This is a genomic window from Hyphomicrobium sp. GJ21 (assembly GCF_001006785.1).
GTDB lineage: Bacteria > Pseudomonadota > Alphaproteobacteria > Rhizobiales > Hyphomicrobiaceae > Hyphomicrobium_B.
Genome location: NZ_CDHO01000002.1, coordinates 59489 through 81806, shown reverse-complemented (window position 1 = coordinate 81806; position 22318 = coordinate 59489). Strand labels below are relative to the sequence as shown.

Sequence of the window (22318 nt, the reverse complement as noted above, 5' to 3'; positions counted from 1 at the left end):
GCCGCGCGTTCCGTGTGGTTAAGTCTCACGCAATAAGCCGCAACTTCGGCTCAGCCGTTGCGCTCGCCCGGCTTCCCACTTATCAGCCGTATGATGAAGACGGATGAGAAAACACGGGCGCCCGTCGCGCGCATTCCGGACGCCGACGTGCCGGGCACGGTCGAGCGCATGCGCAAGGGCGAGCGGCGCGCCATCGCCAGCGTCATCACGGAACTCGAACGGCTGTCGGCCGCGGCCCCTGCCCTGCTCCAGTCGCTGCAGCCGCATCTCGGCCACGCCCTCGTCGTTGGCTTCACCGGACCGCCGGGCGCCGGCAAGTCGACGCTCGTCAACGCCATCATCGCGCAGCTCAGGCAGCAAGGGCGCACCGTCGGCGTCATCGCGGTCGATCCGTCGAGCCCGGTTTCGGGCGGCGCGATTTTGGGCGATCGCATTCGCATGACCGCGGCCCTCGACGACGACGGCGTGTTCGTGCGCTCGCTGGCGTCGCGCGGCTATCTCGGAGGCTTATCGCCGGCTGCAGTGCGCATCATCGACGCTCTCGACGGCGCGGGATACGACGTCGTGCTGCTGGAGACGGTCGGCACGGGACAGAACGAAATCGACGTGGCGGAAGTCGCCGACATTCGCGTCGTCATCGCAGCCCCCGGGCTCGGCGACGACATCCAGGCGATGAAGTCCGGGCTGCTCGAAATCGCCGACATCATCGTCGTCAATAAGGCCGACCGGCCGGGCGCGGAGCAGACATTGCAACAGCTCGTCGGGGCGCTTTCGATCCGCGCGACGATGAGCGACAAAGTCCCGGTGCTGAAGACGTCCGCCATCAACGGCGAAGGCGTGCCGAAGCTGATCGAGACGCTGGATCAGCTCGGCGGCAAGGTGCGCGCGGAAGATGCGGTCAGCCGCAGGCGCCGCCGTGCCCGATATCTGATCGCGCGGGCTGCGTCCGACATCGTCGCCAACCGCATCAAGGCAGGCAGCAAGGGCGGGCTCGATACGCTTGCCGACTCTGTCCTCTCCGGCACGATGTCGCCGCACACGGCGGCGACGCGCCTGCTGGAAGACTGACGGCCCAGCCGCGTCGCGCGCTGCTGGCGTGCCGCTTGCGAGGCTCAGGCTACCGCGAGCTTGCTGCGCCGGATCGAGTATCCGAAGTAGATCACCAGCCCGAGCGCAAGCCAGGCAATGAAGCGCAGATGCGTTTCATACGGCAGGAACGTGATCAGCGCTCCGCACGAGAGGATGCCGAGAACCGGCAGCACGATTCCGCCTGGCGTCTTGAACGGGCGCGGCATGTCGGGGTGTGAAATACGCAGGGCGATGACGCCGCCGCAGACCAGCACGAAGGCCGCCAGCGTGCCGATATTGACGAGTTCGGCCAGAACGCCGAGCGGGATGAAGCCTGCCATGATCGCCATGACGGTACCGGCGATGACGGTTGTCCGGACAGGCGTCTGCGTACGCGGATTGACGGCCTCGAAAAACGACGGAAGCAGGCCGTCGCGCGAGACGCCGACGATGATGCGTGTCAGGGCATAATAAAGCACCAGCATAACCGTCGTGAGACCGGCGACGACGCCCGTTGCGACGAGCCCGGCCGCCGTATTGTGCCCGATGCGCAGCAAGGCCTCCGACGCCGGGGACGGCACGTTCAGCGCGTGATACGGCACGATGCCGGTCATCAGCGCAGAGACAATCACGTAAATGACCGTGCAGAAGACCAGCGCTGCGAGGATACCGATCGGAACGTCGCGTTGCGGTTGATAGGCTTCCTCGACCGCCGTCGAAACGGCGTCGAAACCGACGTAGGCGAAAAAGACGATCGACGCACCGGCCAGGACGCCGATGGGGCGGCTGCCATCGTGGCTGAACCAGCCAAACGGCAGGAATGGCGACCAGTTGTCGGGATTGACGTTGAAGACCGCGACACCAACGAAAATCGCGATGGCAATCAGTTTGATCACGACCGCCGCGGCGTTGATGCGGGCGCTTTCCTTGACGCCCGCGATGAGCAAAAGCATCAGCATCAGAATGACGCTTGCCGCAGGCAGATTGATGAAGCCGCCCCGGCCTGCCTCCTTCACGCCCGGCGCGTTCGGATCGAAGCCGAACCATTGGAGAGCACCGCCGAGATGCTCGTTCCACGCCAGAGCGCTCGGGCCCCGGACCAGGGTGTCCGGCAGTCCGACCCCCATCGCCGTCAGGGCGTTGTTGAAATATCCCGACCAGCCGTTGGCGACAGCGGCGACCGAGACGCCATATTCGAGGATCAGGTCCCAGGCGATGATCCAGGCGATCAGTTCGCCGAAGGCCGCATAGCTGTAACCGTAGGCGCTGCCGCAGCCCCCGACGCTCGAGGCCAATTCGGCATAAGAAAGCGCCGCAAAGCCGCAAGCGACGCCCGCCACGATAAACGAGAGCACGACTCCTGGCCCCGACTGGACCGCGGCGGCGTGGCCGGTCAGCACAAAAATGCCGGTCCCGATGATCGCGCCGACGCCCAGCAGCGTGAGATCCAGCGCGCTCAGGCAGCGCTTCAACCCGAATTCGGAGTTGTCGTAGGCGACCGCTTTTTTTCTGAAGAGATTGGGCATGGTTGCGCGTCTCCTGGTGCCGTTTGCCTGCGTGATGCCGATAGCGCCCTGGCGCACACCTCCCGGTGGTGCGTCCCCCGGCATCCCCCCGGAGATTCTGCGCGGGCCGAGCTTGGAGCAGGCATCCAAAGATGTCTACAATTCGCGTGCCTCTCGACCGGGCCATGCCCGAAATACGGACTGCGCGCTCAATCCGTGTGCTACCGGCCGTGTGCTTCCGGCCCCGTACTGCCGACGGTGTGCTGCCGGTTTACCGCGCTTGGCTCGCTGCCGAGTGCCGGGGGGACAGCCCGCCCACTTGCCCGATGTGGCTAAACCCGTTAGCGACTTTGGAAGAATTCAAAAATATGCGTTCGTCAAGGCGCGTTCGAATGCGGCAGGAGGTTCATCGATGTCGGATGAGGCGGTTATCGCTCAAACAGGACCGTTCCAGGTCGAACTGACGGAAGGTCAGGAATACTGGTACTGCCGATGCGGACGCTCGAAAACGCAGCCGTTCTGCGACGGCTCGCACGAGGGGACGAGTTTCGTCCCGCTCCAGTTCACCGTCGATCACACTGGCGTCTTCAACATCTGCGGCTGCAAGGCAACCGACGACGAGCCGTTCTGTGACGGCACTCATAACGTTCTGTAATTGCTAAAATATTTTACGCAATTACCGCTGCCCGTATCTTCGTCTCCGGGTCTTCGTCACGGCAACCCTTACCGGTTGCCATGATCCCTGAAATCGAGACACGTGGCAGGTGATGCTCAGCCGAGCCGAGCCGCGCTTAGCTATTTTCCGAGCGCGACGGAGTTCGGTCTTAATAACTTAGCGGCCCTGCGAGGCGTGCATGCATTCCGTCGCGAGGCTTTTTTCCAATCTCGACAATTCGTCCGGCACTGCTTTCCCCGAGCGCCGGAATTCCGTGATGCGTCTCTTAACGAGCGCGTAGCATTGGCGAGGATCGTCGTCCGACTGTTCCATCTGGTGGACCAGTTCGGCGAAGTCGCCGCTGCCCATCTGTTGTGCCATAGCAGTAGTGTCTCCCGCTCCGTTTTAAAAAGGATTTCGAGGTTCCCACGCCTCGTCATTCCTTTCGACTCAGTAGCTTTCGATTTAGGCGCGCCGATCACTGAATTAAATGCAGTATAAGAAGCATGATCGACGAATTATGCGACTGTGGACTAGCTGCAGTGAATACAAGCTGAACAACAACGTCCGTCGCCTGCGCCCAACACGCACATCTGCTCATGTGATCGTGGCGGAGGACTGGCGAGAAATAGGCTCACCTTTCACAAATTATTGCAGAGCATTAGCTGCGGGGCAGCGAACGTGCTCCGATGCAGTCAAATCCTAATAATTCACTGAAAAAGCGCGCGATTGATTGATGCACCGTTGCTGCTCTGCTACGCCTCCCGCGCCGCATCAAGGATTTGCCCATAATGATCCCTCGCTATTCACGCAAAGAAATGACCTCGATCTGGGAGCCGGAAACGCGCTTTCGGATATGGTTTGAAATTGAGGCGCACGCTGCAACGGCGAGCGCTGAAATCGGACTCATTCCGAAGGATGCGGCGAAAAAGATTTGGGAAAAAGGTTCGGCCGCTTCATTCGACGTGGCGCGAATTGACGAAATCGAATCGGTCACCAAACACGACGTTATTGCATTTTTGACGCACCTTGCGGAATTCGTCGGTCCGGAAGCCCGCTTCGTGCACCAGGGCATGACGTCGTCGGATGTTCTCGACACCTGCCTCAACGTGCAGCTCGTGCGCGCCGCCGATCTCATCATTGGCGATATCGATCGCCTGCTCGCAGCGCTGAAGACGCGCGCCTATGAGTTCAAGGACACGGTCACGATCGGGCGCAGCCACGGCATCCATGCCGAGCCGACGACGTTCGGCCTGAAACTCGCCTTCGCCTACGCCGAGTTCGAGCGCGCCCGCGAACGCGTGGTCGCCGCGCGCAAGGAAGTCGCGACGTGCGCCATCTCCGGTGCCGTCGGCACGTTCGCGAACATCGACCCGCGCATCGAAGCGTACGTCGCGGAGAAGATGGGTCTGACGCCCGAGCCCGTCTCGACGCAGATCATTCCGCGCGACCGGCACGCGATGTACTTCGCGGTGCTTGGCGTCGTCGCCTCGAGCATCGAGCGTCTCGCGATCGAGATCCGCCACCTGCAACGCACGGAAGTTCTGGAGGCGGAAGAGTATTTCTCGCCGGGTCAAAAGGGCTCGTCGGCAATGCCGCACAAGCGCAACCCCGTCCTGTCCGAGAACGTGACTGGCCTTGCGCGCCTCGTGCGCGGCTATTCGATCCCCGCAATGGAAAACGTGGCGCTCTGGCACGAACGCGACATCTCGCATTCGAGCGTCGAGCGCATGATCGGGCCCGACGCGACCGTGACGCTGGATTTCGCACTGAACCGGCTCGCCGGGATCATCGAGAAGCTGGTGGTCTATCCCGGCAACATGAAAAAGAACCTCGACAAGCTCGGCGGCCTGCACAATTCGCAGCGCGTGCTTCTGGCGCTGACGCAGGCTGGTGTCAGCCGCGAGGACGCCTACGCGCTCGTCCAGCGCAACGCTATGAAGACGTGGGAACAGGGCAAGGACTTTCTCACCGAGCTCAAGAGCGACGCGGACGTCACGGCGAAGGTTCCGGCGGCGAAGCTCGAAGCGATGTTCGATCTCGATTATCACACCGCCCAGGTCGACACGATCTTCAAGCGGGTGTTTGGCGCGCACTGAGACTGCGGTGCGCGATCCGCTTCGCGTGCGCTGCTCCTGCGCTCTTCCGGCCACGTCAACTGACGTTTACAGAACTGTAGTGTAAGCGACACAGCGCTGTCATGCCGTCTGACGACTTTGCAGCCCGATTTGGGCTGGGGGGTTGTTCGCGATGTGGTCGTCGGAAGTCAGCTTCGGACCGAAACGCCATTGGGACGTTGATGGTGCGGATGAGCGGCAAGGGGTTTCCGCTCACGCGATGATCAAGGCCGCTTTGGCAACCGGAGCCATCGCCTTTCTGCTGTTTCAATTGCTGCCCGGCCTCGACATGGCCGTTGCGCAAGCCTTTTACGAAGGCAACAGCAGCTTCGCCGGCATTACCTCGCCGTTCGTCTGGGCCGTGCGCGACGGCTTCAGTTTTGCGTTTTATTTCATCTGCGCGGCGACGGTCGTCGGACTTGTCGTTGCGGGCCGGTCATCCGGGAGCTGTCTCGGGTTTGCTTTCAATAAGTGGCTGTTTCTGACGCTCTGTCTGGTTATTGGGCCGCTCGTCGTCAGCAACATCGGCTTCAAGGATCATTGGGGCCGCCCGCGGCCGCGCGACGTCATTGAGTTCGGTGGCGCGAAGACGTTCACGCCGGTGTTTCCGCCGTCCGATCAATGCGGCCGGAACTGCTCATTCGTCTCCGGCGAAGCCTCGGCCATTTACATCGTATTTTTTGCGGCGGCGTTTTTGCTGCGGCGGTACGCACGACGCTTGATTTTGCTCGGCATTGTTCTCGGCAGCGTCGCCGGTCTGACGCGTATCGCGCAAGGCGGGCATTTCCTGTCCGACGTCATATTCGCGGGCGTGCTGATGGCGCTGACCGCTGCGAGCCTGCAGCTTCTTTTCGACACGATCCGAGCCTCCGATCTCGCCGAACAGCATGAAGCCCCGGCCTAGGCCAAACCGCCGACGCCGCTCAACTGATCAGCCTGCTGTCCATTGCGCTCCCGGGCATGCTTACATGCCGGGACTCGACTGAAAGACCACGACCGATGAATGCGATTATCGCGGCTCAACCGAGAGACTTTCTGTACGGCCGGGCTGCGGCTCTGGCGCGGCCGCGCGTTTCGATCATTGTGCCGACGTATCGCGAAGCGGAGAACGTCGCACCGACGGTTGCCGCGATCGAACGCGCTCTTGGCGACATCGCGTGGGAAATCATTTTCGTCGACGACGACAGTCCCGACGGCACAGTCGCGGCCGTCAGGTCTCTCGGGGAACGCGACGGGCGCGTGCGCGTGATCCGGCGTGTCGGGCGGCGTGGCCTTGCGGGCGCGGTCATCGAAGGCATGATGGCATCCGCCGCCGATATCGTTGCCGTGATCGACGCCGATCTGCAGCACGACGAAGCGTTGCTGCCGAAGATGCTCGGCGCCATCGAAACCGGGAACGCCGATCTCGTCATTGCGACGCGCTACGCGCAATCGGGCGACGCGCAAGGCGGCTTCTCAGCACTCAGGCGCAACGCCAGCACGTTGGCCACGCACGTGTCGAACTTGTTGCTCAAGACGAACGTCAGCGATCCGATGAGCGGATTTTTCATGATCCGCCGGGACGCCATCGACGGCATCGCGCCGAACCTCGCGACGGGCGGCTTCAAACTGCTGCTCGATATTCTGGCATCGGCGCCGGACAGTCTCAAAATCGTAGAGATGCCCTATCAATTCCGGCCGCGTCAGCTCGGGACATCGAAGCTCGACGCGCTCGTGATTGCCGATTTCCTCGGGCTGCTCTTGTCGAAGCTTTCGGGCAACACGATCTCGCCGCGCTTCTTCCTATTCGCGCTCGTCGGCGCAACCGGCCTTGTCGTGCACCTTGCGACGCTCCGGACCGTTCTGACCACGACGCACATCCCGTTCAACGCCGCGCAGTTCACGGCCGCGCTGGTTGCGATGACGTCGAATTTCTTCCTCAACAACGCTCTGACGTTCCGCGACCGCCGGTTGACGGGCGCTGCCGCTTTCAAGGGCCTGCTGACGTTCTATCTCGTCTGCAGCATCGGCACGCTCGCGAACGTCGGCGTCGCCGAGCTGATCTACCTGCGTGATGCCAGCTGGTGGCGCGCGGGCATCGCCGGCGCGGTGATGGCAGCCGTCTTCAACTATGCCGTCAGTTCCATGCTGACGTGGAGAAAATAGTGCGCGATCTGCCAGACGCACCGCCTGCCATTGCTGCGGCGGAGATTCCGCGCGTCGATCGCGCCGATGTCATTCTGATCGTCGCGGCGGTCGCGTTGTTCGCGCTCCGTCTCGTGATGGCGGCCGCAACGGGTTTCGTCGACGATGAAGCCTATTACCGGCTCTGGTCGCTGGCGCCGTCGCTCTCCTACTACGATCATCCGCCGATGATCGCGTGGATGATCGCAATAGGCCGCGTACTGATTGGCGACACGACCTTCGGCGTGCGCTTCATCGCGCCGTTGTGCCACCTGCTCGGCGCCGTTCTGCTGTGGCGGACGGCCTTCCTGCTCTACGGGCGCGAAACGGCGCGAGCTGCCGTCTGGCTTTTGCTCGCAATGCCTCTGCTTGCGATCGGCGGCATTCTCGTGACGCCCGATCTGCCGTCGGTGCTGTTTGCCGGGCTCGTGCTGTGGGCGCTCGCGGAACTCGATCACTCGAAGAACGCGAACTGGTGGCTTGCGATCGGCGCGTTCGCGGGCCTTGGCCTCTTGTCGAAATACACGAACCTGTTTCTCGGCGCGACGATCGTGATCTGGCTTATCGCATCGCCTGAAAATCGCCGCTGGCTTCGGGCGCCACAGCTTTGGATCGGCGGCGTTATCGCGGTGGTCGCGACGCTTCCCGTCATCGTGTGGAACGCTGAACACGACTGGGCGTCATTCACCAAACAGTTTGGACGCGTCGGCCATAGCGGCACGCTCACCGGACCACTCTACTTCGTCGAATTCATCGGAACGCTCCTGGCGCTGGTGAGCCCCGTCATCGCAGTGCTCGCAGCGCTCGGGCTCGTCCAAGTGGTGCGATCCGCCATTCGGCATCGCCGCAGCAACGACATCCTGCTCGCCGCAGCCGTGCTGCCGATGCTGACGTATTTCGCCGTTCACGCGCTGCATGATCGCGTTCAAGGCAATTGGCCTGCCCCACTCTACCCGCCGCTTGCTATCTGCGCGGCGCTGGCGCTTGCGGCGATCACTCCGGAGCGACGACGTTCAGCCGTCTTCACGACGGCGCTTGGTTTGGGCTTTTTCGTAACGGCCGCAATCTACGCCGATGCGCTTCATCCAATCGCGGCTGCCGCGCAGATGAAAGCTCCAACCGAGCAGATGTACGGATGGACGGAGCTTGGCGACGCTGTCGAGAAGAAACGCATCGAAGCGGGAGCAGGATGGGTTGCGACGTCGAGCTACGCTTCGACGGGACAACTGACGTTCGCGCTGAAGGGCAAGAGCGACGTTGCGCAACTCGATCAGCGCATCCGCTATGAATTTCTGCCGCCGTTGTCGCCGGACACTTTGCGAAAGCCAGCGCTTTACGTCGAACTCGACCGGCGCGTCGATCTCGACTTGCTCAAATCGAAATTTCGGACTGTGACCGCACTCGGCAGCCTCGCCCGCACGAACGGCAGCGCGACAGGAGCGATATACAAAGTGTATCTCGTCTCCGATCCCGTCGCGCCGCCGCTGTGAGTTTGTGAAACTTACGCCGCTTCCTTGTTGAGGCGGCTTTCGGCGAGCTTGGTCAGCTTGTCGTCGGCGCCGTATTCCTCTTTCAGTGTCTTTTCGAGGATCGTCGCGACGTCCTTGTGGCCGAGCAGCTTCGCCCAGGAGACGAGCGTGCCGTAACGCGTAATTTCGTAATGCTCGGCGGCCTGGCCGGCGGCGATCATCGCGGCGTCGCGCGTGTCGGGGTCCTTGATTTCCGACATCAGCTCTTCGCCCTCTTCAAGAATGCCCTTGATGGCCGGACACTCTGTCGCCTTCGACTTACGACCCATGGCTTTGAAAACTTCGTCGAGCCGCGTGATGTGCTCCTTGGTTTCCTCGCAATGGCCCATGAACGCCTTCGCTAACGCAGACGAGTCGCAAGCTTTCGCCATTTTCGGAAGCGCTTTCACCAGCTTGTTCTCGGCGTAATAGATGTCTTCAAGCGTGTGATTGAACAGGTCTTCGAGGTTTTCGATTTTCATTGTGCTCTCCTGAGGCGGCCGGGGTTCGATGCCCTGAGCAACGCGACCTGACGCGTCCGGTTCCCGCTTATGGCCGTCAAACCGCGCCTGGAGGCTTTTCTCCGCACGAGGCGTCGGCTAAGCACGTCGCCGATGAAAACATCCGAAATCGACATTCTCCTCGTGCCGGGCTGGCAGAATTCAGGCCCCGACCATTGGCAATCCCGCTGGGAACGCAATCTCAAGACCGCGCGCAGGGTGATCCAGGAAGACTGGGACAACCCGGACGTCGAAGCGTGGGGCGACCGCATGGCGAAATTCGCGAGCGGCGCGACGCAGCCGGTCGTCGCGGTCGCGCACTCGCTCGGGGTGCCGGCGCTCGTCTTTGCGGCTGACAAGCTGAAGCGCAGCGGCGTCATCGGCGCGTTTCTCGTGGCGCCCGCCGACGTCGACTATGCGCACTACTGGCCCGACACGGGAGGCAGACGCTGGCCTCCGGACAAGGGACCGCGCGGGTTCGAGACGATGCCGGAACGGCGGTTACCCTTCCCGGCGCATCTCGTCGTCGCCAACAACGATCTCTATTGCAGCTACGCGCGGGCCGAACATTTCGCGAAGGCATGGGGCGCGACGCTCAGCGACGCCGGCGAGAGCGGACACATCAACATAACGTCCGGTCATGGGCCTTGGCCCGAAGGCCTGCTGCAGTTCGGGCAGTTTTTGAAGACGCTCGGGTAATTGAGCGAGGGACTAGGTTTTAGGGATTTGGGATTGGGTTTTAGGGATTAGGTGTGCGGAAGCGCGCTTGAGGTTTCCACTTCCAACGGCAGCCAAGCTCTGATGCGGCTCGAGCAAGGCGCGCAAAAAAATCATCCCCGGGGACGAGCCCGAGGATGATGATATTCGCTCAACCCCTGAGCGGGGCAGCGCGGTAAGGGAGCGCAGAAGCGCTCAGTCCTTCGACGACTCGAGATCGGTCACGGCTTTGGCGAGCGCGCTCGCCATCACGGAGCGGATTTCCGCATCGTCGATCGCGACGCCCTTCGCGGCGAAATCGCCTTTCAGTTTACGAAACACGTCATCGTCGCCTGCTTCTGCGAGATCGGCTTTGCGAACTTCCTTGATGTAGTTCTGAAGCTGTTCATCGCTGAGGCCGAGCTTCGCGCCGGCCCATTCGGCAACGGCCTTGTTGCGGCGACTCTCGGCTTTGAATTTCAGCTCCGAATCGAGAGCGAACTTCTTCTCGAAGCCCTGCTCGCGTTCATTGAACGTGGTCATCTGGTCGTATCTCCTTGGCGCTTGTCTGGTAGTACGGCTCACGACTTTAGGTTGTAGTGCCCCGAGGCGCCCGCTGGGCGCGTGGTGGTAATGTTCCCGTTGCATCCGCTCTTCACCAGGATTAATCGGCGGTGCGAGCGAAATCAATGGCTTGGCCAAAGCCCTCCGAAAAGTGCTGCGGCTCATGGTCTAGATTGTGCCGCCCCCGGCGTTCGGCTAGTCTCCCGGCTAGGCTTTCGAGCGTGAAAAGGCGCGCGGCTCCTTACCCCGACATGCAGAAAACAGGTTGGAAAATCAAGGCGTCCGCGTCCGAGTGTGTGTGCGTTGATAGAAATCTTATCTAAGCATGAGTGAGTGCAAGCTGTTGATCCTCAGAGGTCCAGGAATGAACAAGCGTCGGCGCATCTACGAGGGCAAAGCCAAGGTCCTCTATGAGGGTCCCGAGCCGGGAACGCTCATCCAACATTTCAAAGACGACGCAACTGCTTTCAACGCGAAGAAACACGCGCTGATTGAAGGCAAAGGCGTGCTCAACAATCGTATCTCCGAGTACATCTTCGCGAAACTCGGTGAGATCGGCGTGCCGACGCACTTCATCAAGCGTCTGAACATGCGCGAGCAGCTGATCCGCGAAGTCGAGATCGTTCCGCTCGAAGTCGTGGTGCGCAACATCGCGGCGGGTTCACTCGCGACGCGCCTCGGCCTCGAGGAAGGTGCGCAGCTTCCGCGCTCGATCGTCGAATTTTACTACAAGAAAGATGAGCTCAACGATCCGATGGTGTCGGAAGAGCACATCACCGCGTTCGGCTGGGCGACGCCCCAGGAGATCGACGAGATCATGCAGCTGGCGCTGCGGGTCAACGACTTCCTCGTCGGGCTTTTCCTCGGCATCGGCATCCGTCTCGTCGACTTCAAGGTTGAGTTCGGCCGGCTTTACGATAACGAGCAGGTTCGCATCGTGCTTGCTGACGAGATCAGCCCGGATTGCTGCCGCTTGTGGGATGCCCAATCTGGCGACAAGCTCGACAAGGATCGGTTCCGCCGCGATCTCGGCGGCGTACTCGAGGCCTATCAGGAAGTCGCGCGCCGCCTTGGCGTGCTGACGGAAAATCCGCGTCCGCGCGGCGCAGGCCCGGTGCTCGTCACCTCGAACCCCATCAACGGCAAACCCAATTGAGGGATTAGGGACTTGGGATTAGGGATGCTATTCCCTAATCCCCTCAATCCAGATCCCTAGAGCTGAGCATGAAAGCCCGCATCAAGATCACTTTGAAGAACGGCGTCCTCGATCCGCAGGGCAAAGCCATCGAGGGTGCCGTCAAGGGCCTCGGGATTTCCGGCGTCAGCGACGTCCGGCAGGGCAAATACGTCGAGGTCGATCTGGCCGAGAGCGACCCGGACAAGGCGCGCGCCATCGTCGAGCGGATGTGCAAAGACCTGCTCGCGAACATGGTCATCGAGAATTACAGCTACGAGATCGCGCCCTGATGCGGGCCGGGCGAGCCATCGCGCTGGCCATCGCCACAATCGCTGCCGCATCTGGAATCCGCTCCGGTTCGGCGGGTGCAGAACCGGTTGTGGCGCCCGACCTCGATTGCAGCGTGGGCTTTGACGCTCTTCATAATCAGCTATCGTGGTTGCCTGGCGCTCAGCGTGAGAGCGTGGAGGGCCGGGATGTCGTGACAGTCGCCAATCCCGACGTGTGGCGCGTCGAGATCAGGTTCACGCAATCCGGCGAGCCGGCGCATCCGGCGGTCACTCTGCGAAAGTTCGTGAAGCAGGTGACCGGTGTGTGGACGGCGCAGAGCAAGGCGTGCGGCTATGGCGACCGGGCGCAGTTCGATGCTCTGATGGCGGCGCTGAAGGTCGAGGACACGCGGTTGACGAACGCGTCGCGCGACGACGTCGAGCGCCAGAAGCGCGAACGCTCTCCGCTTTCGCCGATGCCGTGACGGGTAGAAATTCCCTCCATCCCTAATTCTTCCCGCTTGGCGGGGAGATCGCGATCAGCCACGCGACGTGCATCGCCGCGCTCGACGACGCCGATTTCCAGTTTGTGAAGCAACCGACGGGCGAACCGGCTGTGCGAAGGCTTGCATAGTGCGCTAGCTGCCCTTCACCCTAACCCTCTCCCGTGAAGGACGGGGAGAGGGAACCCCAATGACCTTCGCCCGACTTCCCCTCCGCTTGACGGAAGGGAGCGGGGTGACGGGCTAGGTGGATTTCAACAGTGGAGCGCCGCGCCTCCCTCCAAAGGCATCCAGTCTCTCCGCTACATCACGCTCGTGTCGTTACCCCCACCCCTAACCCCTCCCCGCAAGGGGGAGGGGAATTCTTGCTGCTTTTTTCGGTGCTTGCAGGCGCGTGGCAACGGGGGGCGCTAGGTGGCTGCCCCTCACCCTGACCCTCTCCCCGTGAAGGACGGGGAGAGGGAATGCACCTGCGACGACCTTCGACCCACTTCTCCCTCCCCTTGACCGGGAGGGGTCGGGCCAGGCGGATTTTCCGGGGCGTCTTGCTGGGTGCGGGGATACGGTCGTTGCGTCATATGCGAGATTGCGGGTATTCGATGGCTCACACTTGCCACCTAATTCTGCCGTCCATTTAGAGGCCGCCATGCTCCGTGCTTCCGTCATCGTCTTTCCGGGTTCGAACTGCGATCGCGACGTCAAAACGGCGATCGAGCGGATCACCGGTTTCGCGCCGAAGATGGTCTGGCATGGTGATGCGAGCGTCCCCTCGTCCGATGTGATCGTGCTGCCGGGCGGCTTCTCTTATGGCGACTACCTGCGCTGCGGGGCGATGGCCGCGCACTCGCCGATCATGAAGGACGTCGTCGCCAAGGCGAACGCGGGAACGCCGGTCATCGGCATCTGCAATGGCTTTCAGATCCTGTGCGAGTCTGGACTGCTCCCCGGCGCGCTGATGCGCAACGCGTCGCTCAACTTCATCTGCCGCGACGTGTTCCTGAAGGTCGAGAACGACCAGACGTTCTTCACCAAGTGCTATCGCAAAGGCGAGGTCATCAAGGTTCCGATCGCGCACGGCGAGGGCAACTACTTCGCGGATAGCGAGACGCTCGACCGGCTCGAAGGCGAAGGACGCGTCGCATTCCGCTATTCGGATGCGGCGGGCGCTGTTTCTTCCGAGACGTGCCCGAACGGCGCCCAGCGCAACATTGCTGGCATCGTCAACGAGACGGGCCGCGTGCTCGGCATGATGCCCCATCCCGAACGCCTCTATGAGTCGGCGCTTGGCGGCACCGATGGCCGGCGCGTGTTCGAGAGCATTCTGCTGTCGACGCTCGAAGCGGCAGCTTGATCGCATCGGCCGACCGACGTTGAGCGGTATCGCTGCGTCGGGTTTATAGAATTCTTGCGTCGCGCTTGTCGTGGATGGCCACCTGCGCGGTCGGCGCGAAGGGTGCAACCTCGCGCGGCTTCCTCACACTCCTGTTCTTCCGCGTTGGTGCAGAAAAAATTGCCCGCGCAATTCAATCGACCAATCAGGCGAGAGCGACGACGGCTTATTCGAGATTCCTACGGCTTGTCGTGGATGGCCGCGTGCGCCATGACGGTAACGGTGACGGTGACGCTTCAGCCGCTCAGTCGAGATCGAGTCGCTTACTCCATTCGTCATTGCCGCGAAGGCGGCCATCCACGCGGGTTCGTGGTCGGAAGCGACCCATCCGGTGCTGAGCCAACCGCAATTGTGATCTTTCCGGGGCATTTTCCGTTACCCCTTGTCGGCGAGCGAAACGACCTTAGATGTCTAGGGATTGCGGGGCCGGGCCCCTCTGGCAGAGCCAATGATGGCGCTGCGATGTCGGACCGCATCGGGTGTGCCCGGTGCTGTATTGAGTTCAACACCGGGCATACCTCCAACTTTCCGACCGGAGGAATCAATGTCCCGTCGTTTCGTCACCCTGCTTGAGCGTTCTGGGGAAATTCGTCAGCTGATCGAGCGCGAAGAAAGCTCGGCTGCGCCGCGCTCCGTGCGTCTCATGCGGTTGAAAAAACTGCAGTTGCAGCTGTCCGAGAGCCTGCGTGAATTATCCGTGAAGCAGCTGATCGCGATGGCGTCTGCGCCGAGATTCAAACCGAAGTTCGTGTTCAATGACGTGAACTCCGCCCCGGCGCTGTCGCGCGGTTGGCTTTCTGCGTAACGCTTCCCAACGGACACGGACGGATGCGCGCGCATCCGTCCGCAGTTGGCTTAGGCTCAAATAGACTTTCAAATAGGTTGGCCGACGTCGATGCGATTGCCGTCGGGGGTCCTCGAAGACGAACGCACGCAGGCCGTAATCCTTGTCCTTCAAACCTTTGATGATCCTGAGGCCCGCCTTCTGACAGATGTCGTGCAGGGCGTCGACGTCGCTGACCATCAAATGCGCGACATTGAAATCGGCGGCTTCGTAGCGCGGCTGTAACGTCAAATGCACTTCGGCGGCGTCGCGCTTCAGAATCATGAAGCCGATGGGACTGCCGTTCTCGAAAGTTTTCCGAAAGCCCAACACCTTCGAGTAGAATTCGTAGGCCCTGTTGATGTCCTTGACCGGCAGCATGGCTGCAATCCGCCCGAAGCGGACACCGTGATCGGCGCTGTTATCCATCGCATCGACTCGCTTGCGGAGACGCCGCCATTCGTCCGGACGGTGCCGGCTCAATGGTGTGCTCCAATGTTGAGATGAAGCGGGACGGTGCCCACGCGCCAGTTCTACCGGGCAAATCGTTTTTCGCAAATAAGTCAGCGCTTCAGGCAACAAAAAAGGGGCTGAGCGCCCCTTCTCCGTGCAGTCGAATGCGCCGCTGTCTAGCGGGCATTCCCGCGCTGCTGGCTGGATCGGACATCCATCGGCGTGGACGTCAACGCATTGAGCACAGCAACAACGAGGGCCTTCATAAATCACCTTTGTTCAGCTAACCGGCTGGCGTCAGTGCCTGCCAATTCCCGGGATAGAGCCCCCGGGCCGCTTCGTTCTACAGTGTAGATATATGATGCGGTGCGATTGCGCCAGTGCGGCGTTTGGCTGCCTGCTCTGCGCGCCCAGCAACCCCCAGCAGGTGGTTTTAAATTCGTAATTTTATTAATAATTTCAATCGTTAAATCGGAATAAAAAAGGAAGGAAGCGTGGGCTTCCTTCCCGATATTTACGTGTTGCAAGTAGGAGCAGAAAGCCCGCTTTATTTCGCAGATGCGTTATAAGCGATTTTCTGCACGAGTTGCATCGACAGCGAGCCAGCGCCCTTTGCGCAGCGGAACACAGCCGAACCGTCGAGCGCATCGACGCTGCCAGAAGCGCCTTCTGCGATCGTCAAGTTGACGCGAACCGGCTCAGAAAACGATTTCTCGTCGCCCGAGTAGGCGTCCGACAGCAGCAGCGTCAGCCGGCAGGCATGATCGTCGCTCGTGTAATAACCAACGGCGCGCTTCGAACCGACCGCGAATGTGATGCCTTTCAGGGGTTTGACATGATAGGCAGCCGGCTGATCCGCCGATGCTCCTGCGGCTCCGGAGAGCATGGCCAAACCAGAAATAAGCGCAACGCTTGCGAGTTTTGCGAAAGTCGTCATGACAGGATCTCCACTGTCCAAGAGCGCCGAGTTCAAGCCCGCGCACGATTGTCTGGGCGATGACGTCTGCGCTGATTGCAGAGATAAGCCCCTGAGCCCCAGTAGAAAATCCATATTATTGCAACGCGGTAATGCCGATTGTGCAGCGCGGAACCGTCACAGCCCAACCGGGTAGGGCATATGCGTCACAGCCTTTGCGGGTAGTCCCATGTCAATGCGGATGCGCGCGGTCGCAGGCTTTAGACGACATCTCCGCGGAGTTAGGTCTGAGATCGCGCCCGGTCTCGTCGTCGCCGCGCAGGCGGCCAGCCACGCGACGTTCGTCTCTCTCTTCGGAGCACTCATGCTCCGCTGCAGCGGCGGGAATGAAACTTTCCATGGGATTGGTCGTGGATGGCCGCCTGCGCGGCCATGACGGCGGAGGAGCTGCGGGGAATCAACCTCCGACCTACCGGAGCTTGCTCGCAGCCTCGCGCCGGGCGGCCGGCTCCCCGTAGGGCAGTCGCCTGGCGCCACCAAAGAGAGCGACGTTTGGCCGTTGGGGGCGCAAGGCCGGAAGGGCGACAAACGCTGCTCAAGACCATATAAGCGGACCCAATTCCAGCGCCCTACGAGATCCTGATGACAGAGACGACGACGCGAAAAATCACGCCCGAGATCGTTGCCGAGCACGGCTTGAAGCCTGACGAATACCAGCGGCTCCTAGAAATTCTCGGCCGCGAGCCGTCGATCTGCGAGCTCGGCATTTTCTCGGTCATGTGGAGCGAGCACTGCTCGTACAAATCCTCGCGCGTGTGGCTCAAGACGCTGCCGACATCGGGCGCGAAGGTCATTCAGGGGCCGGGCGAGAACGCGGGCGTCGTCGATCTCGGAGACGGCGATGCGGTCGTCTTCAAGATGGAGTCGCATAATCACCCGTCCTACATCGAGCCATTCCAAGGCGCGGCGACGGGCGTCGGCGGCATCATGCGCGACGTGTTCACGATGGGCGCGCGGCCTGTCGCCAACATGAACGCGCTGCGCTTCGGCGCGCCGGATCATCCGAAGACCCGGCACCTCGTCTCGGGCGTCGTCGCGGGCATCGCGCATTACGGCAACTGCACCGGCGTTCCGACGATCGGCGGCGAGACGAATTTCGACACGGGCTACGACAACAACATTCTCGTCAACGCCATGTGCGTCGGGCTCGCGAAGACGGACAAGATTTTCTATTCCGCCGCCAAGGGTGTCGGCCTGCCGGTCGTCTACGTCGGCTCGAAGACGGGACGCGACGGCATCCACGGCGCGACGATGGCGTCGGCCGAGTTCGACGAGAAGTCGGATGAGAAGCGCCCCACCGTGCAGGTCGGCGATCCGTTCACCGAGAAGCTGCTGATCGAAGCCTGCCTCGAACTGATGGCGACGGACTCGATCATTGCCATTCAGGATATGGGCGCGGCCGGTCTCACGTCGTCGACGTCGGAGATGGCGGACAAGGGCGGCGTCGGTATCGAGCTCGATCTCGATCTCGTACCCCAGCGCGAAACCGGCATGACGGCTTACGAGATGATGCTCTCGGAGAGCCAGGAACGCATGCTGATGATCCTGAAGCCCGAGCGCGAAGCGGACGCGAAAGCGATCTTCGCGAAATGGGGCCTGGACTTCGCCGTCATCGGTCACACGACCGACACGCAGCGCATGATCATCAAGCACAAGGGGTACGTCGAAGCCGACCTCCCAGTGCCGGTGCTCGCGAATTCCGCGCCGATGTACGAACGGCCTTACACTGAACCAAAAAAACCTGCGAAGATTTTGCCCGAATGGGTGCCGGCGCCGAACTCGATCCTCGGTACGCTGAAGGAGTTGATGAGCGGACATCATCTCGCGTCGCGGCGCTGGATCTGGGAACAGTACGATCACATGGTGATGGGCGACACCGTCGGCCGTCCTGGCGGTGATGCGGGCGTCGTGCGCGTGCACGGCACGCAGAAAGCGCTCGCGGTCGCGTGCGATGTGACGCCCCGCTATGTCACCGCCGATCCGGAAGAAGGCACGAAGCAGGCCGTCGTCGAAACCTGGCGCAACCTGACAGCAACCGGCGCCGATCCGCTTGCGATCACCGACAACATGAACTTCGCCAATCCGGAACGGCCCGAGATCATGGGCCAGTTCGTCGCCAGCGTGCGCGGTATGGGCGAAGCGTGTCGCGTGCTCGACTATCCGGTCGTCTCGGGCAACGTCTCGCTTTACAACGAGACGAACGGCGTCGGCATTCCGCCGACACCGGCGATCGGCGGCGTGGGGCTCATTCCCGATTCCTCGAAGCTCGCCGACATTCGCCTGAAGACCGAAGGCAACGTGCTGATCGTCATCGGGCGCGAGGAAGGCCATCTCGGGCAATCGCTCTACCAGCAGCACGCGACGGGCAAGTTCGAAGGCGCGCCGCCGCCGGTCGATCTCGAAGCGGAGGTCAAAGCCGGGCGTCTCATTCGCGCACTGATCCGTGAGGGTCGCGCGCTCGCCGTGCACGATTGCGCCGACGGCGGGCTCATCGTCGCGATCGCCGAAATGGCGCTCGCAGGCGGAAAGAACGGCCTGTCGCGCGATGCGTCAGGACTCGGCGTCGAGCTTTATGCGTACGAAGGCAAGCTGCCGACGCACGCCGTCTGGTTCGGCGAGGATCAGGGCCGCTACGTCGTCGAAGTCACGCCGCAGAAGGCCGAGGAAGTCCTGGAGCGCGCACGCCTGCTGGAGCTTCCGGCGCGCATCGTCGGCCGCGTCGGCGGCGACGCAATCAACCTCACGGGTGAAACGGCGCTGCCGCTATCCGAGCTTCGCACCGCGAACGAAGGATTTCTGCCGGGGTTGATGGGCGGCTGAAGTTAAAGATCCGTCCTTCAAACGAAAACATAAGGAACAGACATGCGTCGCTTGACATCCATTGTCATCATGGCAGCAGCACTTGCAGCCGGCGCAAGTCTTCTGACCAATTCATCCGCACTCGCACAAACACAAGGATCGCAAATGACCACGACATCGTCCGGCCTGCAGTTTGAAGATACCGTCGTCGGCACGGGCGCCGCGCCCGCTGCTGGCCAGACCTGCATCATGCACTACACGGGCTGGCTCTATCAGGACGGCAAGAAGGGCGCGAAGTTCGACTCGTCTGTCGATCGCGGGCAGCCGTTTGAATTTCCGCTTGGCATGGGCCGCGTAATCAAGGGCTGGGACGAAGGCGTCGCATCGATGAAGATCGGCGGCAAGCGCACGCTGATCATTCCGCCCGCACTTGGATATGGCGCGCGCGGCGCGGGCAGCGTCATCCCGCCGAACGCAACACTGCTGTTCGAAGTCGAACTGCTCGGCGTGCGATAGATCGCGTCGCTACTTCAAATGAAATGAACTGCGTTAAGATCAAGAGGGAACGCGCCTGCGCTTCCTCTTGATCGATGTTTCGAAATTGATTGGCTCTACCCGAGCAGGTCTTGCGTCACTTACGCGCGCCGGGATTGTCCATCATTTCCTTGCTGGAAATTGAACCGCTGTCCGGTTTGGCGTTCGGCATAGCCGTCATGCCTTTAGTATCGCTGTTTACGCCGGGCTGATTTTGCATCTGGCGCTCGGTAAGGCTACCGGAATCCGGTTTTGCAGTTGCATTTGCGGTATTTCCGCCCATCGTGCCGGGATGGTCGTGCATGGCTTTTGCCGTAATGCTGCCGCTGTCATCGGCAAATGCGATTGATGTCGATAGGACAAGCATCGTCGCTGCCAGAAATGGCTTCATCATGGAACGTCTCCGTATGAACTAAGTTGAATATCGTTGGCGTGAGATGAAAGGGAGCACTCGAATTGTGTCCCCAGAACTCACTCACAGGGGTGTCTACGGCGAGTGATTTGCGTTCGTTTCACCCACCACGAAATTCATTCGAATTTTTCTTCGATCAATCAGGAGCGCTTCCTTAACGCTCTTCGTGCGGACCAAGGCGCCATCGCGCTTCGCACCTGTTCCTTCCGAAACAGCGCCCTCGGGCGAGAGCAACCATAGCAATCGGAACACCATAGAAGGATCGTGTCATGCGCCGAGTTGAAATCATCGCATCCGCATTTGCCGTTTCAAGCCTGCTGCCGATCGTATCTGCAAGCGCCGCTTCCGCTGCCGATCCGACAGGCATCTGGATCAACGACACCGGCCGCGGCGCCATCGAGATCAAGCCGTGCGGCAACGCGCTTTGCGGCAACGTCGTGTGGGTGAAAGATACCGGCGACGCGAAAGGCTGCGGCAAGCAGATCATCGGCAACGTCGTGCCGACGGGCGGCGGACTTTGGGACAACGGCTGGATCTATTCGCCGGAGAAGGGCCGCAAATATAACGTCGAGCTGAAACCGCTCGCCAACGGCACGCTGCGCGTCACTGGTTATGCCGGCATGCGCTTCCTGTCGAAGACGATGATCTGGACGCGCGCGCCGGCCGATCTGCAGCTTTGCGGTCAGCCGAATACTCAGATCGAAGCGAAGTCCGGGCAGCCCGCGGAGACGAAGCCTGACTCCAATTCGAAGGTTGCTGTCGTCACGCCGCCGCCTGCTCCGGCCCCTGCGCCGTCGGTCACGCCTGCGGACAAATCCGATGCCAAGCCGGCTTTGAGCGACAAGCCTGCGCCGCAACCGAGCCCCAAGGCGAACGAAGCTGCGAAACCGAAAGCCGAGCCGCCCGCCGCGACGAACGACGCCAAGCCCGAGCCTTCGCAGCAAAACGAAGAGACCGCATCAGCGGATGATGCAACGCCATCCGAGCTTGGAGACAAGCTCAATGACCTCGGCATGGGCAAAGTGTTCACGAAAACGAAGTCGGGAAAATGCAAGCTCGATTTGCCGTGGGTCAAGCTCACGCTGAATTGCGAGCAGTAGCCTGTTCGGCGCGCAACATCGCGAGAGAGCGAGCAGCCTAATTTCGGCTCATGTACTCAGGCACAAAAAAACGCGGTGGCAGAAACTGCCACCGCGTCAAATTCGGAGATGATCATCCTTAGATGAGGTCGATCTCGGCCGGAAGGTACGACGTAACTTCAAGGCCGACTTCCTGCTCGCGAACGGCAGGCTTTGTCCAGGTCTTCATGGTGTCCTCCATCAGACTGCAAGAGCTTCCGCTCCATGACCATCAACGTAAGCCCTTCAGCCGATAACGTCCAATCGCAATTGCGTGAGAATTTGATCAGAAACGCTTATCATCACCCTTGCCTCCGCTGATGCGACACGGCATAGATTCCGTGACCGCGCCTAAGCGCAAACAGCTATCTTCCGGAGACTGCGAATGCCGATGCCCGCCCCTGAGATCGAGCGGCTGATCAAAGCCCGATTTCCCGATGCCCAAATTGAACTTCGGGACCTTGCCGGTGACAACGACCACTGGGCCGCCCACGTCGTATCTGCGGCGTTCAAAGGCAAAAGCCGCGTCCAGCAGCACCAGATGGTCTACGACGCGCTCGGCGGACGCATGGGCGATGTGCTCCATGCCCTGCAACTCACAACCGCAGCGTCGGCTGATTGACTTCGCCGGGCGTCTCGCCCACATCTCGCTTCAAAGGGCGCCGAGATTGGCTGTCCCGAACATTAGGAACCAACGTCATGGCCTCTGATCCCGTCCAGCAAAAAATCGCCGATACCATCGCCAGCAACGATGTCGTGCTGTTCATGAAAGGCTCGAAGCAATTTCCGCAGTGCGGGTTCTCGGCGACGGCCGTGAAGATTCTCGAACACCTCGGCGTGCCGTTCAAGGATGTGAACGTGCTCGACGATCAGGGCGTCCGCGAGGGCATCAAGTCGTTCTCGAACTGGCCGACCATTCCGCAGCTTTACATCAAGGGCGAATTCGTCGGCGGCTGCGATATCATGCGCGAGATGTATTCGGCTGGCGAGCTGCACGATCTGATCTGCTCGAAGGGCATCCCGCACGCGCATCATCACGCCTGACGCTTCAAGCCTTCAGCGCAAAGAATTAAGGTGGACCGTTTCCG

Annotated in this window: 24 protein-coding genes and 1 pseudogene; 17 read left to right on the top strand and 8 right to left on the bottom strand. The window is 61.2% G+C overall.

What is annotated here, in order from left to right; translation table 11 throughout:
* Positions 1 to 90 precede the first annotated feature (90 nt).
* Complete coding sequence (meaB, locus tag HYPGJ_RS03395) at positions 91 to 1068, top strand: methylmalonyl Co-A mutase-associated GTPase MeaB (RefSeq protein WP_046845913.1); 978 nt, start codon at positions 91 to 93, stop codon at positions 1066 to 1068.
* A gap of 44 nt (positions 1069 to 1112) precedes the next feature.
* Here the strand turns inward: meaB and HYPGJ_RS03390 are convergent, their stop codons facing one another.
* Entirely contained in the window at positions 1113 to 2594 is a 1482-nt protein-coding gene (locus HYPGJ_RS03390) for an amino acid permease (protein WP_046846668.1), read from the bottom strand.
* Between the two features lie 391 nt (positions 2595 to 2985).
* On the opposite strand from HYPGJ_RS03390, the gene HYPGJ_RS03385 reads away from it, so the two are divergent.
* A complete protein-coding gene (locus HYPGJ_RS03385; protein ID WP_041921636.1) occupies positions 2986 to 3228 on the top strand; it encodes a CDGSH iron-sulfur domain-containing protein in 243 nt (80 codons plus the stop codon).
* Positions 3229 to 3405: 177 nt separating this feature from the next.
* Here HYPGJ_RS03385 and HYPGJ_RS03380 read toward each other — a convergent pair whose 3' ends face one another.
* Positions 3406 to 3609, bottom strand: a complete 204-nt coding sequence (locus tag HYPGJ_RS03380; RefSeq protein ID WP_013216049.1) for a hypothetical protein — start codon at positions 3607 to 3609, stop codon at positions 3406 to 3408.
* A 410-nt stretch (positions 3610 to 4019) separates the two neighbouring features.
* On the opposite strand from HYPGJ_RS03380, the gene purB reads away from it, so the two are divergent.
* From purB to HYPGJ_RS03360, 4 genes are all read left to right on the top strand, one after another.
* Positions 4020 to 5327, top strand: a complete 1308-nt coding sequence (gene purB, locus HYPGJ_RS03375) for an adenylosuccinate lyase (protein ID WP_046845912.1) — start codon at positions 4020 to 4022, stop codon at positions 5325 to 5327.
* 151 nt (positions 5328 to 5478) lie between these two features.
* Positions 5479 to 6249: a phosphatase PAP2 family protein gene (locus tag HYPGJ_RS03370; protein WP_046845911.1), complete on the top strand. Its 771-nt coding sequence runs from the start codon at positions 5479 to 5481 to the stop codon at positions 6247 to 6249.
* 95 nt (positions 6250 to 6344) lie between these two features.
* Positions 6345 to 7490 (top strand): glycosyltransferase family 2 protein, encoded by a 1146-nt coding sequence (locus HYPGJ_RS03365; RefSeq protein ID WP_046845910.1) that lies wholly within the window; start codon positions 6345 to 6347, stop codon positions 7488 to 7490.
* Positions 7490 to 8998, top strand: a complete 1509-nt coding sequence (locus HYPGJ_RS03360) for a glycosyltransferase family 39 protein (RefSeq protein ID WP_052750781.1) — start codon at positions 7490 to 7492, stop codon at positions 8996 to 8998. The genes HYPGJ_RS03365 and HYPGJ_RS03360 overlap by 1 nt, the downstream gene beginning before the upstream one ends.
* An 11-nt stretch (positions 8999 to 9009) precedes the next feature.
* Here the strand turns inward: HYPGJ_RS03360 and HYPGJ_RS03355 are convergent, their stop codons facing one another.
* Positions 9010 to 9498 (bottom strand): ferritin-like domain-containing protein, encoded by a 489-nt coding sequence (locus HYPGJ_RS03355; RefSeq protein WP_013216054.1) that lies wholly within the window; start codon positions 9496 to 9498, stop codon positions 9010 to 9012.
* A gap of 132 nt (positions 9499 to 9630) precedes the next feature.
* Here HYPGJ_RS03355 and HYPGJ_RS03350 point away from each other — a divergent pair, with 132 nt between their 5' ends.
* Positions 9631 to 10215 carry an alpha/beta hydrolase gene (locus HYPGJ_RS03350; protein ID WP_046846666.1) on the top strand — a complete coding sequence of 195 codons (585 nt, stop codon included), beginning with the start codon at positions 9631 to 9633 and terminating at the stop codon, positions 10213 to 10215.
* 213 nt (positions 10216 to 10428) lie between these two features.
* On the opposite strand, the gene HYPGJ_RS03345 is transcribed toward HYPGJ_RS03350, so the two are convergent.
* Complete coding sequence (locus tag HYPGJ_RS03345) at positions 10429 to 10755, bottom strand: DUF1476 domain-containing protein (protein ID WP_046845909.1); 327 nt, start codon at positions 10753 to 10755, stop codon at positions 10429 to 10431.
* Between the two features lie 385 nt (positions 10756 to 11140).
* Here HYPGJ_RS03345 and purC point away from each other — a divergent pair, with 385 nt between their 5' ends.
* The 5 genes from purC to HYPGJ_RS03320 all read left to right on the top strand — a co-directional run bounded on the left by purC (position 11141) and on the right by HYPGJ_RS03320 (position 14920).
* A complete protein-coding gene (gene purC / locus HYPGJ_RS03340; protein ID WP_013216057.1) occupies positions 11141 to 11932 on the top strand; it encodes a phosphoribosylaminoimidazolesuccinocarboxamide synthase in 792 nt (263 codons plus the stop codon).
* Positions 11933 to 12000: 68 nt separating this feature from the next.
* Positions 12001 to 12243, top strand: a complete 243-nt coding sequence (gene purS / locus HYPGJ_RS03335) for a phosphoribosylformylglycinamidine synthase subunit PurS (RefSeq protein WP_013216058.1) — start codon at positions 12001 to 12003, stop codon at positions 12241 to 12243.
* Positions 12243 to 12707, top strand: a complete 465-nt coding sequence (locus HYPGJ_RS03330) for a hypothetical protein (RefSeq protein ID WP_046845908.1) — start codon at positions 12243 to 12245, stop codon at positions 12705 to 12707. Before purS ends, HYPGJ_RS03330 begins: the two co-directional genes overlap by 1 nt.
* A gap of 664 nt (positions 12708 to 13371) precedes the next feature.
* Positions 13372 to 14076, top strand: coding sequence for a phosphoribosylformylglycinamidine synthase subunit PurQ (gene purQ, locus HYPGJ_RS03325; RefSeq protein ID WP_046845907.1), 705 nt, complete (start codon positions 13372 to 13374; stop codon positions 14074 to 14076).
* Positions 14077 to 14563: 487 nt separating this feature from the next.
* Entirely contained in the window at positions 14564 to 14920 is a 357-nt protein-coding gene (locus HYPGJ_RS03320; RefSeq protein ID WP_159108279.1) for a hypothetical protein, read from the top strand.
* A 68-nt stretch (positions 14921 to 14988) separates the two neighbouring features.
* Here HYPGJ_RS03320 and HYPGJ_RS03315 read toward each other — a convergent pair.
* Together HYPGJ_RS03315 and HYPGJ_RS03310 are read right to left on the bottom strand one after the other, a co-directional pair.
* A pseudogene (locus HYPGJ_RS03315) lies at positions 14989 to 15367 on the bottom strand (VOC family protein).
* 571 nt (positions 15368 to 15938) lie between these two features.
* Positions 15939 to 16328: a hypothetical protein gene (locus HYPGJ_RS03310; RefSeq protein ID WP_046845905.1), complete on the bottom strand. Its 390-nt coding sequence runs from the start codon at positions 16326 to 16328 to the stop codon at positions 15939 to 15941.
* 621 nt (positions 16329 to 16949) lie between these two features.
* Here HYPGJ_RS03310 and purL point away from each other — a divergent pair.
* The gene (gene purL / locus HYPGJ_RS03305; protein WP_046845904.1) at positions 16950 to 19187 is read left to right on the top strand and encodes a phosphoribosylformylglycinamidine synthase subunit PurL; all 2238 of its coding nucleotides are present in this window, start codon (positions 16950 to 16952) and stop codon (positions 19185 to 19187) included.
* Positions 19188 to 19256: 69 nt separating this feature from the next.
* Positions 19257 to 19682, top strand: a complete 426-nt coding sequence (locus HYPGJ_RS03300) for an FKBP-type peptidyl-prolyl cis-trans isomerase (RefSeq protein ID WP_244466044.1) — start codon at positions 19257 to 19259, stop codon at positions 19680 to 19682.
* Positions 19683 to 19797: 115 nt separating this feature from the next.
* On the opposite strand, the gene HYPGJ_RS03295 is transcribed toward HYPGJ_RS03300, so the two are convergent.
* Positions 19798 to 20094, bottom strand: coding sequence for a hypothetical protein (locus HYPGJ_RS03295; RefSeq protein ID WP_046845902.1), 297 nt, complete (start codon positions 20092 to 20094; stop codon positions 19798 to 19800).
* 287 nt (positions 20095 to 20381) lie between these two features.
* On the opposite strand from HYPGJ_RS03295, the gene HYPGJ_RS03285 reads away from it, so the two are divergent.
* On the top strand, positions 20382 to 21212 hold the full coding sequence (locus HYPGJ_RS03285; RefSeq protein ID WP_046845900.1) for a DUF2147 domain-containing protein: 831 nt from the start codon (positions 20382 to 20384) through the stop codon (positions 21210 to 21212).
* A gap of 118 nt (positions 21213 to 21330) precedes the next feature.
* On the opposite strand, the gene pqqA is transcribed toward HYPGJ_RS03285, so the two are convergent.
* Entirely contained in the window at positions 21331 to 21420 is a 90-nt protein-coding gene (gene pqqA / locus HYPGJ_RS03280; protein ID WP_015598411.1) for a pyrroloquinoline quinone precursor peptide PqqA, read from the bottom strand.
* Between the two features lie 195 nt (positions 21421 to 21615).
* Here pqqA and HYPGJ_RS03275 point away from each other — a divergent pair, with 195 nt between their 5' ends.
* Positions 21616 to 21852 (top strand): BolA family transcriptional regulator, encoded by a 237-nt coding sequence (locus HYPGJ_RS03275; RefSeq protein ID WP_046845899.1) that lies wholly within the window; start codon positions 21616 to 21618, stop codon positions 21850 to 21852.
* A gap of 77 nt (positions 21853 to 21929) precedes the next feature.
* Positions 21930 to 22274, top strand: coding sequence for a Grx4 family monothiol glutaredoxin (gene grxD / locus HYPGJ_RS03270; RefSeq protein WP_046845898.1), 345 nt, complete (start codon positions 21930 to 21932; stop codon positions 22272 to 22274).
* The last annotated feature ends 44 nt before the right edge of the window (positions 22275 to 22318 follow it).

Excerpts from the sequence above, each read along its gene's own strand:
- pqqA (WP_015598411.1), bottom strand. The coding sequence starts at position 21,420 with ATGAAGACCTGGACAAAGCCTGCCGTTCGCGAGCAGGAAGTCGGCCTT.
- meaB (WP_046845913.1), top strand. The coding sequence starts at position 91 with ATGATGAAGACGGATGAGAAAACACGGGCGCCCGTCGCGCGCATTCCG.
- purL (WP_046845904.1), top strand. The coding sequence starts at position 16,950 with ATGACAGAGACGACGACGCGAAAAATCACGCCCGAGATCGTTGCCGAG.
- HYPGJ_RS03385 (WP_041921636.1), top strand. The coding sequence starts at position 2,986 with ATGTCGGATGAGGCGGTTATCGCTCAAACAGGACCGTTCCAGGTCGAA.
- HYPGJ_RS03330 (WP_046845908.1), top strand. The coding sequence starts at position 12,243 with ATGCGGGCCGGGCGAGCCATCGCGCTGGCCATCGCCACAATCGCTGCC.
- HYPGJ_RS03275 (WP_046845899.1), top strand. The coding sequence starts at position 21,616 with ATGCCGATGCCCGCCCCTGAGATCGAGCGGCTGATCAAAGCCCGATTT.
- HYPGJ_RS03390 (WP_046846668.1), bottom strand. The coding sequence starts at position 2,594 with ATGCCCAATCTCTTCAGAAAAAAAGCGGTCGCCTACGACAACTCCGAA.
- HYPGJ_RS03380 (WP_013216049.1), bottom strand. The coding sequence starts at position 3,609 with ATGGCACAACAGATGGGCAGCGGCGACTTCGCCGAACTGGTCCACCAG.
- HYPGJ_RS03285 (WP_046845900.1), top strand. The coding sequence starts at position 20,382 with ATGCGCCGAGTTGAAATCATCGCATCCGCATTTGCCGTTTCAAGCCTG.
- HYPGJ_RS03300 (WP_244466044.1), top strand. The coding sequence starts at position 19,257 with ATGGCAGCAGCACTTGCAGCCGGCGCAAGTCTTCTGACCAATTCATCC.
- HYPGJ_RS03295 (WP_046845902.1), bottom strand. The coding sequence starts at position 20,094 with ATGATGAAGCCATTTCTGGCAGCGACGATGCTTGTCCTATCGACATCA.
- HYPGJ_RS03320 (WP_159108279.1), top strand. The coding sequence starts at position 14,564 with ATGATGGCGCTGCGATGTCGGACCGCATCGGGTGTGCCCGGTGCTGTA.
- HYPGJ_RS03350 (WP_046846666.1), top strand. The coding sequence starts at position 9,631 with ATGAAAACATCCGAAATCGACATTCTCCTCGTGCCGGGCTGGCAGAAT.
- purB (WP_046845912.1), top strand. The coding sequence starts at position 4,020 with ATGATCCCTCGCTATTCACGCAAAGAAATGACCTCGATCTGGGAGCCG.
- HYPGJ_RS03345 (WP_046845909.1), bottom strand. The coding sequence starts at position 10,755 with ATGACCACGTTCAATGAACGCGAGCAGGGCTTCGAGAAGAAGTTCGCT.
- HYPGJ_RS03355 (WP_013216054.1), bottom strand. The coding sequence starts at position 9,498 with ATGAAAATCGAAAACCTCGAAGACCTGTTCAATCACACGCTTGAAGAC.
- purS (WP_013216058.1), top strand. The coding sequence starts at position 12,001 with ATGAAAGCCCGCATCAAGATCACTTTGAAGAACGGCGTCCTCGATCCG.
- HYPGJ_RS03370 (WP_046845911.1), top strand. The coding sequence starts at position 5,479 with ATGTGGTCGTCGGAAGTCAGCTTCGGACCGAAACGCCATTGGGACGTT.
- HYPGJ_RS03310 (WP_046845905.1), bottom strand. The coding sequence starts at position 16,328 with ATGACGACTTTCGCAAAACTCGCAAGCGTTGCGCTTATTTCTGGTTTG.
- purQ (WP_046845907.1), top strand. The coding sequence starts at position 13,372 with ATGCTCCGTGCTTCCGTCATCGTCTTTCCGGGTTCGAACTGCGATCGC.
- purC (WP_013216057.1), top strand. The coding sequence starts at position 11,141 with ATGAACAAGCGTCGGCGCATCTACGAGGGCAAAGCCAAGGTCCTCTAT.
- grxD (WP_046845898.1), top strand. The coding sequence starts at position 21,930 with ATGGCCTCTGATCCCGTCCAGCAAAAAATCGCCGATACCATCGCCAGC.
- HYPGJ_RS03365 (WP_046845910.1), top strand. The coding sequence starts at position 6,345 with ATGAATGCGATTATCGCGGCTCAACCGAGAGACTTTCTGTACGGCCGG.